Origin of the sequence: Siminovitchia sp. FSL H7-0308 (assembly GCF_037980985.1) — a bacterium.
GTDB lineage: Bacteria > Bacillota > Bacilli > Bacillales > Bacillaceae_C > Siminovitchia > Siminovitchia thermophila.
In genome coordinates, this window is the sequence record NZ_CP150282.1 from 1,295,764 (window position 1) to 1,312,132 (window position 16,369).

A 16,369-nucleotide genomic window follows, 5' to 3' on the forward strand; every position below is an offset into this window, starting at 1 on the left:
GCTTCTTCGATGATCAATATAAAAGTTGTGGAGTAAAGGAGTTAAATGTAAGGTAGAAGCTGTAAGAGAGTTTCCGAGCAGATAAAATCTTTTTGCGTAAATAAAAAGAAGACACTTGCCAACTTCCAAAAATAATTGTAGACTCCCGTTCATCCACGTTTGGCAGGATGCAGCGGTTAAGATTGATCATGTGAGACATGAGGATCATTTAAAAATGGCGGCCTTATTGGGAGCCGTTTGCCAAGCGGCCGAAAACGATCATTATTCAGGTGTGTATATTAACTCCATCCAGTTCACCCATTATTTTTATCGACAGCTCCGTTATAAAGAGTTCTTATTGTATTTGTAAGGCTGGCAGGCATGGTTAATTGCATTTCATACATTTTTTACTTGCCAAAGAAAATATGTTGAAAGGATGAAAAAATGTATTCTATAGGTAAATTTTCTGAAATATGTAATATTCCTGTTAAAACTTTACGTTATTATAGCGACATTGGATTACTAAAGCCTTCTTATATAGATCCTGTAACCAACTATCGTTATTATGACTATGATAAAATTCAAACTTTGAAAAAAATTAAGCTTTTAAAAAGCTGTCATCTCTCTTTGTCGGCAATTAAGGAACTGATTGAAAGCTCTGATCAAATAGACTGGAAATGCATATTAGAACATAAGGTTACTGAACTTGAGGATGAAAAAAAGAAAATTTCCAAACAAATAGAAGAGATGAATCGATTAAAACTACAAATCGAAAAAGAGGCTTCTATCATACCAGAACCGCTTTTATCCGACTGTTTTATGGAAAAACGAAAGGAACTACTAGTTTATACGATTCGTGAGAAAATAAACGTTACATTTATTGATCAGTTGGTTAAGAAGTTGTTTGATCGAGTTTATGCTTTTAATCTGGAGATTATTGGTAATCTCATGGCTGTTTTTCACGAACGAGATTTACATCAAAAGGAGGCAGATGTGGAACTGCTGATTCCAATAAAAGAAACGAACAAAATAGACGGTTGTAGAATATTAGTTGGTGGAACATACGCATGCCTGACTGAGAAAGGCCCCTATTCAGAGTTGGATGCAGGATATGAAAAGTTGAGAAGCTGGCTAATCGAACAGAATTTATCCCCTGTAGGGAATGCGTTTGAGATCTATGAAAAAGGACTTGTTCCTTCCGATTTTAATATAAGAGAGATCCGACCAGATTTGAACAGACATCCTTCCGAGTTTATCACGAAAATATGTGTACGGGTTACCAAGAAAGATCATTAAACAACAGCTTTTATATAGAAAGAGGGTAAACTCTCCACCTGCTGGAGGGTTTATTCTTTATATAGACATAGAAATAAAGGGGGGAAATTATGATGTATATCTAGCTAAGGGTCAAGACTTACGAGGCAGGCAAGCACACGCGGGAACCCTTTATCGATCCCTGAAGGTTTGAGCAATGCAAATCTATTGAATTTGGCTTAGGGAAATTCAAGGATTTGCTGATGCTTGTCATTCTTTATGGGAAGAAGTCAGTTCATTTCTTTTAAGAATATGCGTATTTGAAATAGCTAGTATATATTTCCACGATATGCATCAATCATTTTGACCGGGGAGAGATAAATTATGAAAGAATCCATTCAAGCTTCTTTTTCGTATCTTAAAGGCACTAGTTATGAAATTGGTAGAAGGCAAGGAAAAGAAATAAAAAAGAATCCTGTAGCAAAGAATACAGTTTTATCAGTCAAACCAATAGACGAGGCAAAATGTAAGGATATGGAAAAGCTCATGAACGAATATTGTCCAGGTTTAAACGAAGAATTACAAGGGTTTGCAGATGAGCTTAATGTAAAGCCAAGTGATCTTAACTTCTTCGATGAAGCGTTGCTACAACCAGGTGGATGTAGTTTGGGTGCTGTTTTGCCGATTAAGACAAATGATCATAAAACGTATGTCCTAAGAAACTACGACCTGTCCCCAGCCATCTCTGATATGAGACTCTGCACAACAAAAGTAAAGGGGAAATACAGTCATACTGGATTTTCCGTTTCATATTTCGGTCGAAGCGAAGGCTTAAATGAAAAAGGGTTTTGTGTAGCTTTTGCTGCTTGCGGTATGCCAGTTGGAAAACACCCGGGAATGAAAAAGCCGACTATAAAAGGGTTACAGTTTATGGTGATCGTCAGGGCGTTACTTGAAAATTGTAAAGACGTTGAGGAAGGAATTTCTTATATAGAGGATATGCCTATTGGAACAAATATGAATTTGCTTTTAGCAGATGCCGATGGTCATGCAGCTTTAATCGAAACTTATGATGGAAAAAGAGCTGTAGAAAAGAGCACCAACAAATCAGAATACATGATTGCCACTAACCATGCCCTATTCCCTCATATTTCGAGAATAGAAAATAGCATGTTGGAACAGTCCAAAGTACGTTATGATTTTATGGAAAATAGTTTAAAAAGCAATGATCTTATCTCGAAAAATCATCTGCGAAGTTTCCTATTACAAGAGTATCCTGAGGGGTTAACTGTGCATAATTATCAACAACATTTTGGAACCGTGCATTCTATATTGTTTGATTTGAATGCCAAACAACTGGAATTCTCCTTTGGCTCTCCTATACAAAATAACATGCATCAGTTAACAGTTGGAGAAGCTTTACCTGCCTCTGATTTAAATGTTTTGGTTGAGAATACAGATTATGGACCCAGTTTTTGGAGAATGAAAGTGTAGTTGAAAAGTGATGAAGAAGAATGAAGCAACTTGATGAATTATTTATTTCTTGGGAGAAAAATAAATTTTTTAAACTGTTCTGTTTTTTGAATGATTTTATCCCGCATGTAAGGTGCCGTAATACTCCCACTTCAAAATCCCTGAGTTAATACAAAAGGTCTAAGTGGGAGAAACGGCACCTAAATGCCCGATTCGGTCAACTAACATTCAGTAGGAGATGGAAGAAAACTCCTACTGAATAAAGTTTTCACCTGATGCGCTTTTGCGTCTTTAAAATGTTATGATTAAAATAAATTTTGTTCACAACAACCCTTTAACAAAAAGGATTGTTTTTTTCTTAAAAAATAAAGTGAACTAAGGCAAGTCCTGGAATTGATCGGGTGAGGTTTGAAGGATACGCACTAGAAACATGATCAACGACAGGGAGCAAATTCGTAAATGAGTATGCCTAAATCTAAATCCCGTGTCACCTAAAAGCCAATGTTCAAATACATGATCGGTTAAGGCTAGCCATGAAAAAGATTAGCAATGCCAATGATGTTGCTTTATCAGTAACATAGAAGGGAACATTCGGTATGAAAAAATCAAAAGACACTAAAGTTTTAATAGATAGTTTAATACCATTGGGAATGATTTTTGGTTGTGCCATTGGTGTCGTTTTCGGCATATTTTTCCTCGACTTTCTATTGTTAACAATTGTGATAGGTGCAGGTATAGGTTATTTATTTGGAGTTATTGCTTATGTAATGTTTAGTAAGAAAGAAAAATCATAGCTTCAGAATATAAATAACATATCTATAGGAGAAGCGTGCTGTATTTTAGCATGCTTCTTTTTGGTTGGTATATTGAAAGGCCCCCCGAAGTTGCTTTGCTACTACTAGAAGACAATTAAAGCGGTAATATCGCATGTTTTGTAGAAGGAATTGGAATATACTTAATGAAAATCAATCATAAACCGAAAAAGGGGAGAATGATGGACAAGATATTACAAGGGATAGCTAACTTTATAAATAAAACAGATAAAAGATTAATCATTGGGATTTCGGGCCATGGTGCTTCGGGAAAGACAACGTTTGCAACTAGTCTTGCAAAATTTTTGGAACAACAAGGTGTTAATGAGCTGAATACTGATCCATATATAATTGGCTCTCATCTTAGGAAATATGCTGTAATAGATTATGAATACAAAAATAAGAATCATCATTATAAAATGACCGCCTGTCACCCTGCAGCTCATCATGTATCAGCTTTAGAGAGAGACATAAACATGATCAGGGATGGCTTAGACCTCTATACAATTGGGACACATTATATAAAGAGCAGTTTACTCTCTTCACAAAACAAAATAACCATTGTTGAAGGAATGAGTGTTGCATTTACCAATCCTGATTTGTACGATTTAACCATTTACTTATATACGGATGGAGAAACGGAGTTAATGAGAAGAAGTGAACGGGATGTTTCGGAGAGAGGAATAGACATCCATTATGTAAGGCAATCTCATGAAGAGCGTAGAATTCAATATGATTTGTTTATGCATCCTTTTCATCGAAGTTTTGATATTGTTATCAAAAATTCAAATGAAGAGGTTATTGTAGAAAAGGGTCATTTTTAAAAGAAACTGAACAATCGAACTGAGCGGAAGAAGAACTAACATCCTGTTATTTTAAGATGTCGTCAACGGATAAAGTCGAGCTGGCGATACTTAGATATAATCTTTTCTAAATGTTTAATCATAATGGCGACAGCAACTAAAAAACATCTTGCTTTATTGCATATGTGATTTGTTCAGGCATGGGCAGGAGCTTTATTAGGCAAACTTGTTTAATGGCACATGTCCTTTGGAGGTCATGCTTATTCCATATAGTGAAACTTCATTCAGTAGGAGTTTTCTTCCATCTCCTACTGAATGTTAGTTGAACCAATCGGGCATTTACTGGCAGTTGACCCATCACTTTCTACTTACATTTTAGATTTCTAAGCAAAGGGGCTTACTGCCAGTTAATGCGGGATAAATGAACGATCGCGGGACACTATATATAGTGATTAACATCAGTTACGTTTCCTTACATCATCTGTAAGTGTTCCTAGACTTTTATGCTGGTTATAATGTGTATAACTCAATTCGATTTCAAAAATGATCATAAAAAAGGGGAGTTATGCATGGCCAGAGAAGGAAAATTACTAGAGGTTCAAGACTTACAAAAAAACTTCGGAAAGAAAGACAATATAACAAAAGCTTTAAACGGTGTCAGTTTTGATATTCTCCCAGGAGAATTTTTAGGAATCATGGGACCAAGCGGGTCTGGTAAAACGACGTTATTAAACTGCATTGCCACGATCATCAAGCCAACTGCCGGGCGGGTACTTTTAAATGGGAAAAACATCAGTGCTTTTGACAGTAAAGATTTAGCAGAATATCGGGGTAGTCGAATTGGGTACTTGTTTCAAGACTTTGCGCTGCTAGATAATTTAACGGGACAAGAAAATATCCTATTGCCGCTGTCTATTCATGGGGTGGATTTTGCGAAAGCACGTGCCAAGTTAGATGAGCTGGCCAGTTTTTTTGAAATTACCGATATCCTTCATAAATTTCCATCTCAGATGTCTGGAGGACAAAAGCAAAGGGTGGCTGCTGCCCGCAGTTTGATTTCTGATCCAGATATCGTTCTTGCAGATGAACCGACAGGAGCATTGGACACACGCTCTGCAAAAATCTTAATGAATAAGCTGGAAGGAATTAATAGAAGTAGTGGAAAAACCATTTTAATGGTCAGCCATGACCCGAATGCTGCAAGCTTTTGCTCCAGAATTCTTTTTATTCAAGATGGTGTCATCTTTCATGAACTGCGTCGCAAACAAGATGAGTCTCGCGAGAAATTTTATGACAGAATTTTAAAGGTATTAGCTCAGCTTGGGGGAGGAAGCGCAAATGTTCTATAGGCTGATTTATCGTAATGCGAATCGAAGTCGGAAGGAAAATTTAATCTACTTTGCAACACTAGTCACAGCAGTGGCCTCGTTTTATATCATTCTTTCACTTGGAAGACAAGATGTGATCCTATTCTTGAAAGAATTTGAAAGTGATGCGATCGATAAACTCTTATCGCTCATGCCCCTTGTGTATCTATTTGCCTTATTCCTATTGTTTTTCTTGATTTTATTTGCGAATCAGTACCAATTAAATCGGAGAAGCAAAGAGTTTGGACTCTATCTCATGTTAGGAATGCGCAAAGAGCGTCTAGTTCTTCAACTTGCAGCAGAGGGGCTTATGACGTCAATTTTGGCGCTCATTGGCGGGATTTTAATAGGCGGATTTTTAGCGGAAATCATCAGCTTGACGGTTTCTAAACTAGTCGGACAGGGAATTATCGGTCATCAAATAAGCTTGTCGGTAAGCGCGATAATCTTTACGATCATTGGTTTTTTATTCATCCAGCTCATCGCATTAGTCATTCTTGGCGGAAGATTATTTAATCAAGAGGTACATCAATTACTTTATGAGCAAATGGATAAGAAACAAGATAGGGGACATTTTAAAGGCAACATACTCCATATTTTAGTGGGTATTGTCTTACTAGGTGTTGCCTACTGGATTGTTTTATATCGTTTTATGGATTTTGCAGGACTGCTCTTGTTTGTGGCATTGGCTCTCGGATGTTTGGGAACGATCTTTTTTATGAGGGGATTTGGAAAACTATTTGGCTTATTGGCAAGCTTGTCCGAGGGTAAATCTACGAAAGGGCTGCGCACATTTACTTTAAGGCAGTTCCAGGAAAATGTAGCGAATAAATCCATTTCTGTTGCTGTAACATCGATCCTCATCACATTGTCGATCATTTTGATCACAAATGGTGCTTCAACGATTATCGGTTTCGATAGTGCTATTACTAGGACTTCCTCGTTATATGATTTTACGGTTCATGGAGATCATCAAAAGGTTGAGCAATTTCTTACTTCAGAAAAAATGGTACCATATGTAGAGGACTTGAATCTATTAGAAATCGGGAAAATGAAATATAAGGATGAACAAGGGGATGGCAACTCGCCCTCATCGTTGGTAGACTGGTCTGAATTAAGAGAGCAGCTCATTATGGCTCTGCCAAGCGACTATAAAGAGCAGCTTTTATCCGGAGAAATGCAAGGTTACACGATTAGTTCGGAAAACCCCGATGCACTTAACTTGCTTGGGGTCCTAGAGATTGATGCAAAAGCACCTTACCTCATTCCCGAATCATCTTATAATGGACTTTTAAAGGCAATAGGAGAAAAACCACTGAACCTGCATGCAGATGAAATTGCTCTATACTTTAATCCAGACCTTTTGCATATGGATAATTTAGAACGCATGCCTGTATTAGATCGTATTCTTGAAAAGGCTGAAAAAGAAGGGCAAAGTTTGATGAGCATTCATGATCAGGCAATATCTATACGAGCATCCACTCCGATGAGAGGGTTAGTCGCAGACCGTTCGGTAGAAATTCATTCCGCATTTATCGTCCCCGACCCTATGTTTGAACAATTTTTAAATACGGAAACTTATGTGTCTTATTGGAATTTTCGCATCTCACAAAAGCTGCAAGATGAGCAAGGTTTAATGAAACCCATGATGGAAGCCAGAGACTTATTACAATCTTCGGGCTTTCAGTTTGAAAGTTATTTGCAAAACTTTGGACGTCAACTCTTCTATGTTGTTGCGGGTAGTTATACGACACTATATGTGGGATTCTTATTCTTGATTATTGCTTGTACGGTATTAGCTTTACAATTTTTGACACAGATGAAGCAGACTGGACAGCGCTATGTAACACTTTCCATGTTGGGAGCAAAACGGAATCAAATGAAAAAGTCGATGCATAGACAAGTGTTGTTGGCTTTTCTGTTACCTAAGTCTCTGGCATGTGTGAGTGCGGCTGTTGGGATAAAGGCAATGATTTCATTTGTGGTGATTCGCATCGAAGACAATGCGTTACTTTATCCGATTTCCTTTGCCTTTGCATGTGTCGTCATCCTCATTTTTGTGATTTATGGAGTAGCCGTTGCCCGTTCAGCAGGTCATGAGATCGATAAATTGCGTTGGAAGCCAAATATAGATTAAAGAAAAGTCACTTTTCATATAGAAGGAGGTGTCAAAGTGGCGACGATTGCTGTTGTTGAAGATGATTCATGGATGAGAGAAGAGTTAATGGATATATTGCAAAAAGAAGGGTTTGAAGCAGTAGCAATTACCGACTTTCATGATGTAGTCGCGCAAATTGCCACTTTGGCACCAAACTTAGTCTTATTGGACATCAATTTACCGGGACAATCTGGATTTGAAATATGTAAAAGTCTAAAATCCAAAGGGATTGGTCCCATATTGATGCTTACTTCCAGAGATAAGTTGCAAGATGAATTACATGGTCTTCATTTAGGTGCAGATGATTATCTCACTAAGCCATGTAATCGAGACCGATTATTGGCGCGCATTCAGAACTTGCTAAGAAGGTTTGAAAGACAACCAGACTTGATCGATGGTGGCAGTTTTTCATTAGATCCCAATACGTTTACGTTGTATAAAGGATCCGAATCGTTATTATTATCAGCGAATGAAGGAAAAATTTTATTGGCTTTAGTGCAAAATAAACCTGAGGTTGTAACCAAATCAACACTGAGTGAAATTTTATGGGGAACAGACCAATATATAGACGAAAATGCCCTTCAAGTAAATCTGACTCGCTTACGAAAAACATTGCGGCAGTTAGGCTTGGAGAATCAAATTGAGACAATCAGGGGCAAAGGTTATCGACTGAGGGGGCAGGAGAAGCCATGAAATGGATAAAGCAAATCTATGATTGTATTCATGCCCATAAACAATGGTTTCTTATCTTAATGGCTATAAGCCTCCTTTTTAGTTATTTAGCTTGGCTGGCTTATCCTGAAACTTTTAAGGTGTTAGTGGGACTCATGATGATTTTTACACTGGCGATGATATTATTGTCTGTATTCCTGATGATAAGAAAGCAAAAAATCATCGAAGCTGTCTTTCAAGATTTTTTGTCAGAACCGAATGAAGCGAACGAAGAAAGATTATGCCGCGTATCTCCTAAGACTCATTGGTCATTTATCCGCAGGATGGGAAGTACCATTAGGTCATATCAGGCGGAACTGAATGATCAAGTCATTGAACTCGCCGATTATGAAAACTATATCGAAGGATGGGTTCACGAAATTAAAAAGCCGCTCTCATTGATGACATTGCTATTAGATAACCGCAGTGACGAAATGTCTCCCCTTGTGAGACAGCGTATGCTTCATATTAGAGATCAAATGCATGGAGACGTAGAGCGAATTTTGTATTTTGCAAGGCTTGGGGCTGCTCATAAAGATTATATTTTTGAACCAATACATGTGCTCGCATTTTGCAAACAGACTGTTGAAGACCATCAAACACTACTAGATGAATCCGGTTTTCAAGTACAGTTCAAAGGTGAAGAGATGGAGATTTTATCCGACCGCAAAGGATTAGCTTTCATCATAGAACAAATCATTTTTAACAGTACGAAATACGTTGCGCAGAATCAGAATGATCCCATTTTGGAGTTTGAAACGGGTTATGATCGAGCGAGTGAACAAACCATTTTATCTATACGAGATAATGGGCCTGGTGTCTCTGAAGAAGATTTACCATTTATTTTTGATAAGGGCTTTACTGGAGGGAGAGGTACCTATACAAGACAAGCAACAGGTATGGGACTCTTCTTAGTGAGCAAGATGGCTTATGATTTAGCCATTCAGTTGGAGGCAAAATCAGAGCTTGGTTCGGGGTTGACCATAGCGCTCAAATTTCCAAATGTGAAACAGTAAAAACACCACAAAAGAGGGGTGTAAAAGTTGAAACAAAGATATATAGCTTTTCTTAAATTGTGTTTAGGCTGGTTGATTATACTATCGACTTATGTACTGATATACTCGGTACCGTTCTTGATAGGTTTGAATTTAAAACATGTTTTAGGTGTTTTATTGATAGTCTTACCCTATACAGCTGGTGCATGGTACTATTCAGTCTACTGTAAGGGAAACAGTAAAACTTTTTATGCGTTAGGTTTTTTGGTTCCTTGTATCATAGAGAAAATTCTAATATATTTAATAAGCACATTTATGTATGATATGAATCCCTTGTATATTACAAATGTTATGCGAAAGATTGACGAAGGATCGCTTTATTCTGTTTCATTTTTCAGCTGGGGTTATGTGTTTGGAGGATTGCTAATTGCTGTAATGATGACGATATTTCTCGTTAGATTACAAATAAAAACCAAGGAGCAGTAACGCTATGGAAAAAGTGGATTATGTTGCGTTAAAAATGTTTTCCGATGAACATTTGGAAGTGCTTCATTCTTTTAAACTCCCTGAAGAACAAAAAAACTGGAATCTCCTAAGTACAAAATAGGGAGATCGTTCTCTTTTTATCATTGTACAGTTTAGTGTTGGTATCCACAATCTCTTAGCCGCAGGATGAGTCTGCTATCCCATGCTTATACAGACCGTCGTTTGGAGTGGAACGAGGATGAAATGCTCTCGGCCGCAAAAGAAATACGTATAGCTGATGAGGAATGGTTAAACGTGGGTGCGGACCCCAAGCTCACATGAAAACCCTGGTGAACTCGCACCAGTGTCACAACGCGGGATTGCGGCAATCTTTATGAAAAAGTTGTCTTGAAAAATCGCGAAAATGGTGATTCGCACTTTTAGGCTCGCCAGCCCTTATGGTATGCTTGGATTAAGAACCCGCTGTCGCACTCCATGTGAGTGCGTGGATTGAAATTGTTAACCCCCCCTTATGTGAAAATGACCTGTGTATGTCGCACTCCATGTGAGTGCGTGGATTGAAATGGCTTGGGTTCAGGTCTGGATGAGTACTTGGTTGAAATATACTGGGAAAAAAGAGGGTTGAACGTTTGATTCTAGGGCTCTTAGTGGAAACTTGAAATAATTTTTTAATTAAAAAAGCGCAACATCAGTTTAATAGAGTAGGGTGTAAGCTTTGGTGCGGACCCCAAGCGAACATAAAATCCCTAGGGGACCCGCACCAAAAAAACCCAGTATAATACGAAAATATATTATAAAATTGAAAAGAAGATAGGCGAAACACCCAAAAAACAGTTTATTCTACTAGATTCAGGAAATGATTTCCCTTTTATTAGGAGATTTTCGCTGTCGCACTCTACTTGAGTGCGTGGATTGAAATTCCTGTATGTTTGTTGTATCTGGTGAGTACCGTACGTCGCACTCTACTTGAGTGCGTGGATTGAAATATAGATGCTCACCTTCATTGTCGGCGACCATCATGGTCGCACTCTACTTGAGTGCGTGGATTGAAATCTTTGGAGGATATCCACCTCGACAAACTCCACTTAGTCGCACTCTATATGAGTGCGTGGATTGAAATTGGAGAAGGAATTTCAGGCCTTTCAACCACGGAAAGTCGCACTCTATATGAGTGCGTGGATTAAAATGGCTCTGGTGTGCGCCACTCCATGATTGAATGTTATTGATGTTGTACGCATCATTTGTTTTCCAGCTCGACGCACTCCATGTGGATAAAATACAAGTTGGTTTGATTTAAGTAAATGCCACGCAATATAAGGGAAACGTCAAGGAGAGTACAATAATGTCATTTGGAAATAGTGGATTTTAACTACGGACATTGTAACTAAAAAAGCATATGTTCAGGCGATCATTCGCTACAAAAAATTCATGTTTGATCGAATGATATAATTGGTAAAAAGTGGGCGTTCATTTGTATAATGGCTTTATTCCCTCTGATGATGAATCTGATTGTTTTGATAAATAGAATCCGTCTGTCGGGGGCTGTATATTTTGTAAAAAGGGAGATGGCAGATGAGTAAACCGGAGTTATATGTAAGTTTAGTTGTAGGCCCAGATTGTGATTTGGAATCATTTGCTCTTCGGACAGCATTAGAATCTTTTGGAGCCAGGGTTATTGTACACTGGATAGGGCGGCCAAATGATCTGGTGGATGTGTTGTCCGGTGAGGATCTGGATCACAGGGTTGATTATCTCATTTTGAATTTTCATGGGGACGAAGAAAGGTTTTGTTTGCCTGAACTTGGTGAGGAAGTCTATGAACCTGGTGAGCCTCGGGGAGAATTTTTTGATCAACACGATGTGATGCGTTATACAAGCTTAAAAAATGTGAAGGTGATCGCTTCGGGCTGTACATTGGGAGCAGAAGCGCTTGCGAAAGCATTTCTTCATTGTGGTTGTCGTTCTTATATGGGACCTGATGATTATATAGATGGCAACGCCAATTTAATGTTTCTTTTAAGATTTATGTATGAGGTCATACAGAATAAAAAAAGTCAGCTAGAAGCGTTTGAGATCGCAAAATCGATGGATGAGGAAACTTCTATGTACCGACTTTATGTATCGTAAATCTTTTGGTTTTTCTTCAATCTCATATTTTTTTATTTGAACTGGATCCAATAGGGGTTCAGTTTATTTTTTTATCTGGTGTTCATTGGCAGTAAGTCCCATGAAGAATCGAGATGAAACGTGCAGGTCAATAGCTAGTAAACGCCCGATTGTTTTTTAGTCTATCATGTTTTCGGAATAGGCGTTTTCGGAAGGTGGTGAAGCGATGGCCGATCACAATGATATTTTTCAGGATGTAAACGCGGAGTTGAGAGTCACACTGAAAGAGCCATGGAAAGTTTGTCAAGCATTTCTAGTCATGCTTTTCGAATTCGTCCGTCCAACCGTTTTACTTTTGGCGGACATGGCGCATTATTCATACCAGTATTAGTGGTGTTTTGCCATTATACGAATGATACGATGAGTTCTTACGCAGTATCCATTTCACTTACAGCAAATCGTCAATTTGCAAAAAGTCTCTAATTAAAAAAGAAATTCCCTCTTTTCAATTTTTGAAAAATAGGTATAATGAATATAATTATGGAATAGATACTGAAAATGTTCCATAATTAATTGTCTAAAAGGGGTTTAAAGGAGGATGTGAAAATGGTAAGCGCTTTAAACAAATTTATGTTGAAATTTTTAAATTTTGTTGAAAAGGTAGGAAATAAGTTTCCTCATCCATTTATGATTTTTATCTATTTAATAGTGGGGTTATTGATCATTGCTGAAATGGCGAGTTTTTTGGGTGTCTCGGTGGTTCATCCGGGAACTCAAGAAACTATGAAAATTAAAAGCTTCTTTTCAAAAGATGGGGTACAATTCATTTTTGGTGATATGATTACGAACTTCACAAGCTTTTATCCGCTTGGAGTTGTTTTAGTATTGATTTTGGGAATTGGGATGGCTCAGAAGGCGGGACTTTTAGATGCGTTTATGAAAAGGATGATTTTAGGGGCGCCAAAGCGGGTTGTTCCTTATGCGGTTGTTTTTACAGGAATAATAGGAAATTTGGCTTCTGATGCAGCATTTGTGATTATCCCTCCTTTGGCAGGAATGGCATTTTATGCACTTGGCAGACATCCGCTTGCAGGAATGGCAGCGGGATTTGCCGGCGGGGGAGCAGGATTTACCGCCAATATTTTCGTGGCGGGTACGGATGCCCTTTTATCCGGTATTTCAACTGAAGTAGCGAAAAGTATAGATGAGACTTTGGTTGTTACATCTGTAGACAATTATTTTTTTATGGCGACATCCGTTGTACTTCTTACTTTTTTAGGCGGGCTTGTCACTGAAAAAATAATTGAGCCGCGACTGGGAGAATTTAAGGGGACAAAGGCTCAAGATGAATTTTCCATTTCCGCCATTGAAAAGAAAGGACTGCTCGCAGCCGGCATAAGCGGACTTATATATATTGGTTTGGTATTATGTCTTATTTTACCAGGAAATTCACCGTTGCGGAATGATGATGGGGGACTGATTCCATCTCCTTTTTTAAGCTCAATCGTACCATTTATTTTTTTGTTTTTTGTTGTGGTGTCTATAGCTTACGGAATTAAAGTCAAGAAAATAAGAACAAGCGCGGATGTGCCCAAGTTAATGACAGAAGCAATCATGGATATATCCGGATATATTGTTCTTGTATTTGTTGCTGCGCAATTTATAGCCTATTTTAATTGGTCAAACTTGGGTATATGGCTGGGAGTAAATGGGGCAGAGCTTTTACAAGGTTTTCATTTAACCGGCCTGCCTGTTATCGTTGGGTTTATCCTTCTGACCGCTTTTCTAAATCTTTTCATATTTGGTGGATCTGAAAAGTGGCTGATTATGGCTCCTATTTTTATTCCGATGCTTACGATCGTTGATTACCATCCTGCTTTTATTCAATTGGCTTATAGAATTGGAGACTCATCAACGAATATTATTACACCATTGAATGTGTACGTACCCATGCTTCTTACATTTATGAAGCAATATGATCACAAAGCAGGATTTGGGACACTTTTATCACTCATGATGCCTTATTCAATTATATTTTTATTTTCTTGGATTGTAATGTTCATTCTCTGGAGTATTGCGGGCTTGCCGATAGGTCCGGGAGTTAATCAATTTTTAAATTAACAGATATTTCATTCAAAAGGTGAGGAGTCAAACTGAAAACAATCGAACCTATCTTACAGATTGGACAAGTTTTAAAGAAAACAATTGCATACCATAACGGCTTTTACTTCATTTGTGATCTTTCGGAAACACCTCAAGTGTGGTATGAATCATCGGGGAAAAAAAGACAAGTAACCGAGATTAATGGCAGGGTGAATCAATTCATATTTTCGCCCGATGGAAAGAAAATGGTGATTTTATTTGATGTGGATGGAAAAGAAATGGATCAAATCACAATGCTTGATTTGAAAGTAAATACGTATACACCAATTGCGATAGATCATCCATATTTTCACTTTTTTGGTGCGTGGTCACCAGATGGAAAGCAGTTGGTTTACACCAGGGTCCATGAAGAACAAGGATTGTTTGAACTCATGGTCTATGATGCATCATCCGGAAGAAATGAGAAGATTTACTCAAGCCCTTCTAAGCTGGTGCCCGTTAAATGGTTCGATAACACCCTTTTACTGAAGGAAGAACACACTCTTATCCACCATCAGTTACATGTATTTGACCTGCAAGCAAACGAGCTGAAACAACATTTGCTTCCGAGACCTGCCCGCTGTTATGGCGTAGACATTGATGAACATACAAATCATTTATATGTTGCGATTGATTTGGAGGGAGAATTTACCAGTGTGAACAAATATCAGCTGAAGAGCGGCGAAAAGCAAGTATTAGTACAGGCTGAATGGGATATCGTTGATTTTAAACGGTCTCCTGATGGAGAAAAGCTGGCCTTTGTGACCAATGAAAATGGGGTGTCCAGGCTTTTCCTTTTTGCTGAGAGTGAAGGGACAAAAAAGCAGATTGATTCGATCCCTTATGGAACGATCAGTTCACTAATATGGTTAAATAATGATGAATTCGCTTTTGTCTGTGATGGCCCAACACACCCTGGTGAAATCTGGAGCTATTCAATCCCGAAAGAAAAGCTGGCACAACAAACGAACATGACGAAGTCAGCACCATTAAAGGGGTTGCTTGTTCGGCCGGTTGAATGCTCCTTTAAAAGTTTTGATCAGTTAGAAATACCTTATTTTCATTATTCAAAGTCTCATGGAAAAACAAAGCGCCCGGCTATTGTTTTTATTCATGGAGGGACAGAATTTCAGGCAGTGGCTGAGTTTTCACCGCTATTTCAATCGCTTGTCCAATTCGGTTTTGATGTGATTGTACCTAATATCCGTGGAAGTAATGGGTATGGAAAATCGTATATCCATTTGGACGACAAACAACGTCGAACGGATGCAATGAAAGATGTTGCAGCACTTATACAGCATTTAAAATCGAATCCTGAAATAGATCAGGATAGAATCGCTATTATGGGAGAAAGTTACGGCGGATACATGGTGCTTTCCATCCTTACTCAGTATCCAGAGCTATGTGCGGCAGGCATCGATGTAGTTGGAATGTCGGACTTAAATCAATTTTTTCAGCATACCGCCCATTGGCGCCGGAAAATGCGGGAAGCGGAGTATGGAGACGCAGATGAGCTGAAAGCTTTCTTTCATTCAATAGCCCCATTAACCAATGCTGAAAAGCTCAACAAGCCACTTTATATTTTTCATGGGAAAAATGATATTCGGGTATCAATAAACGAATCGATCAACATGCTGGAGCGCTTAAAAGATAAGAAAAATATCCATTCTCTTTTTTTTGAAAATGAAGGTCATGAATTTTATCACCGTAAAAACCTGACTATATATTATCAAGAAGTTCTTCACTTTTTGCGATCACACTTAACTGGCTGGAAGTCGTAGGAGGCCTGAACGGCATGACTGGAAAATGTAATTGATTCTCTGTAACGAGAAAATGAATCTACTATACCCGGGGAAGAAAACCAAATGCACAACAAAAATATGACAAATAAGCTCGAGTGATTTTTGTTATATCGGCAAAAGGGCCTTGGGTGGTGGTGACTCGTTATAGGAAAAGGTTTATACTAGGATAAAGGATCAACTAGAAAAGCGGTTTCATGTTAGTGATTACCGTGAACAATGAATCTGAATGCTTCGCTCGAAAAAATGAAAGAGTTATTTTTCGGCTTTTGACCGAGGTGAAT

At 38.2% G+C, this 16,369-nt stretch carries 13 protein-coding genes and 1 CRISPR repeat array; all 13 genes read left to right on the top strand.

Annotated features, from left to right (window positions below):
- The first annotated feature begins 214 nt into the window (after positions 1–214).
- The 13 genes from MHB50_RS06080 to MHB50_RS06140 all read left to right on the top strand — a co-directional run bounded on the left by MHB50_RS06080 (position 215) and on the right by MHB50_RS06140 (position 16,067).
- Complete coding sequence (locus tag MHB50_RS06080) at positions 215–349, top strand: hypothetical protein (RefSeq protein WP_340085029.1); 135 nt, start codon at positions 215–217, stop codon at positions 347–349.
- A 74-nt stretch (positions 350–423) separates the two neighbouring features.
- The gene (locus tag MHB50_RS06085) at positions 424–1,275 is read left to right on the top strand and encodes a MerR family transcriptional regulator (protein ID WP_340085030.1); all 852 of its coding nucleotides are present in this window, start codon (positions 424–426) and stop codon (positions 1,273–1,275) included.
- A gap of 342 nt (positions 1,276–1,617) precedes the next feature.
- A complete protein-coding gene (locus MHB50_RS06090; RefSeq protein WP_340085031.1) occupies positions 1,618–2,727 on the top strand; it encodes a C45 family peptidase in 1,110 nt (369 codons plus the stop codon).
- A gap of 575 nt (positions 2,728–3,302) precedes the next feature.
- Positions 3,303–3,500: a hypothetical protein gene (locus tag MHB50_RS06095; RefSeq protein WP_077114330.1), complete on the top strand. Its 198-nt coding sequence runs from the start codon at positions 3,303–3,305 to the stop codon at positions 3,498–3,500.
- Between the two features lie 200 nt (positions 3,501–3,700).
- Complete coding sequence (locus tag MHB50_RS06100) at positions 3,701–4,342, top strand: phosphoribulokinase (RefSeq protein WP_077114381.1); 642 nt, start codon at positions 3,701–3,703, stop codon at positions 4,340–4,342.
- 548 nt (positions 4,343–4,890) lie between these two features.
- Complete coding sequence (locus MHB50_RS06105) at positions 4,891–5,670, top strand: ABC transporter ATP-binding protein (RefSeq protein ID WP_077114329.1); 780 nt, start codon at positions 4,891–4,893, stop codon at positions 5,668–5,670.
- Positions 5,660–7,825, top strand: coding sequence for an ABC transporter permease (locus MHB50_RS06110; protein WP_340085032.1), 2,166 nt, complete (start codon positions 5,660–5,662; stop codon positions 7,823–7,825). The genes MHB50_RS06105 and MHB50_RS06110 overlap by 11 nt, the downstream gene beginning before the upstream one ends.
- Before the next feature lie 36 nt (positions 7,826–7,861).
- Complete coding sequence (locus tag MHB50_RS06115) at positions 7,862–8,539, top strand: response regulator transcription factor (RefSeq protein ID WP_077114325.1); 678 nt, start codon at positions 7,862–7,864, stop codon at positions 8,537–8,539.
- Positions 8,536–9,573 (top strand): sensor histidine kinase, encoded by a 1,038-nt coding sequence (locus MHB50_RS06120; protein ID WP_077114323.1) that lies wholly within the window; start codon positions 8,536–8,538, stop codon positions 9,571–9,573. The genes MHB50_RS06115 and MHB50_RS06120 overlap by 4 nt, the downstream gene beginning before the upstream one ends.
- A gap of 1,352 nt (positions 9,574–10,925) precedes the next feature.
- Positions 10,926–11,225: direct repeats of the CRISPR family, unit length 19 nt; unit sequence TGAGTGCGTGGATTGAAAT.
- Positions 11,226–11,610: 385 nt separating this feature from the next.
- The gene (locus MHB50_RS06125; protein ID WP_205178110.1) at positions 11,611–12,165 is read left to right on the top strand and encodes a delta-aminolevulinic acid dehydratase; all 555 of its coding nucleotides are present in this window, start codon (positions 11,611–11,613) and stop codon (positions 12,163–12,165) included.
- Between the two features lie 205 nt (positions 12,166–12,370).
- Positions 12,371–12,535 carry a hypothetical protein gene (locus tag MHB50_RS06130; RefSeq protein WP_340085033.1) on the top strand — a complete coding sequence of 55 codons (165 nt, stop codon included), beginning with the start codon at positions 12,371–12,373 and terminating at the stop codon, positions 12,533–12,535.
- Positions 12,536–12,750: 215 nt separating this feature from the next.
- Complete coding sequence (locus tag MHB50_RS06135) at positions 12,751–14,265, top strand: AbgT family transporter (RefSeq protein WP_340085034.1); 1,515 nt, start codon at positions 12,751–12,753, stop codon at positions 14,263–14,265.
- A 137-nt stretch (positions 14,266–14,402) separates the two neighbouring features.
- Positions 14,403–16,067: an alpha/beta fold hydrolase gene (locus MHB50_RS06140; protein WP_340085035.1), complete on the top strand. Its 1,665-nt coding sequence runs from the start codon at positions 14,403–14,405 to the stop codon at positions 16,065–16,067.
- The last annotated feature ends 302 nt before the right edge of the window (positions 16,068–16,369 follow it).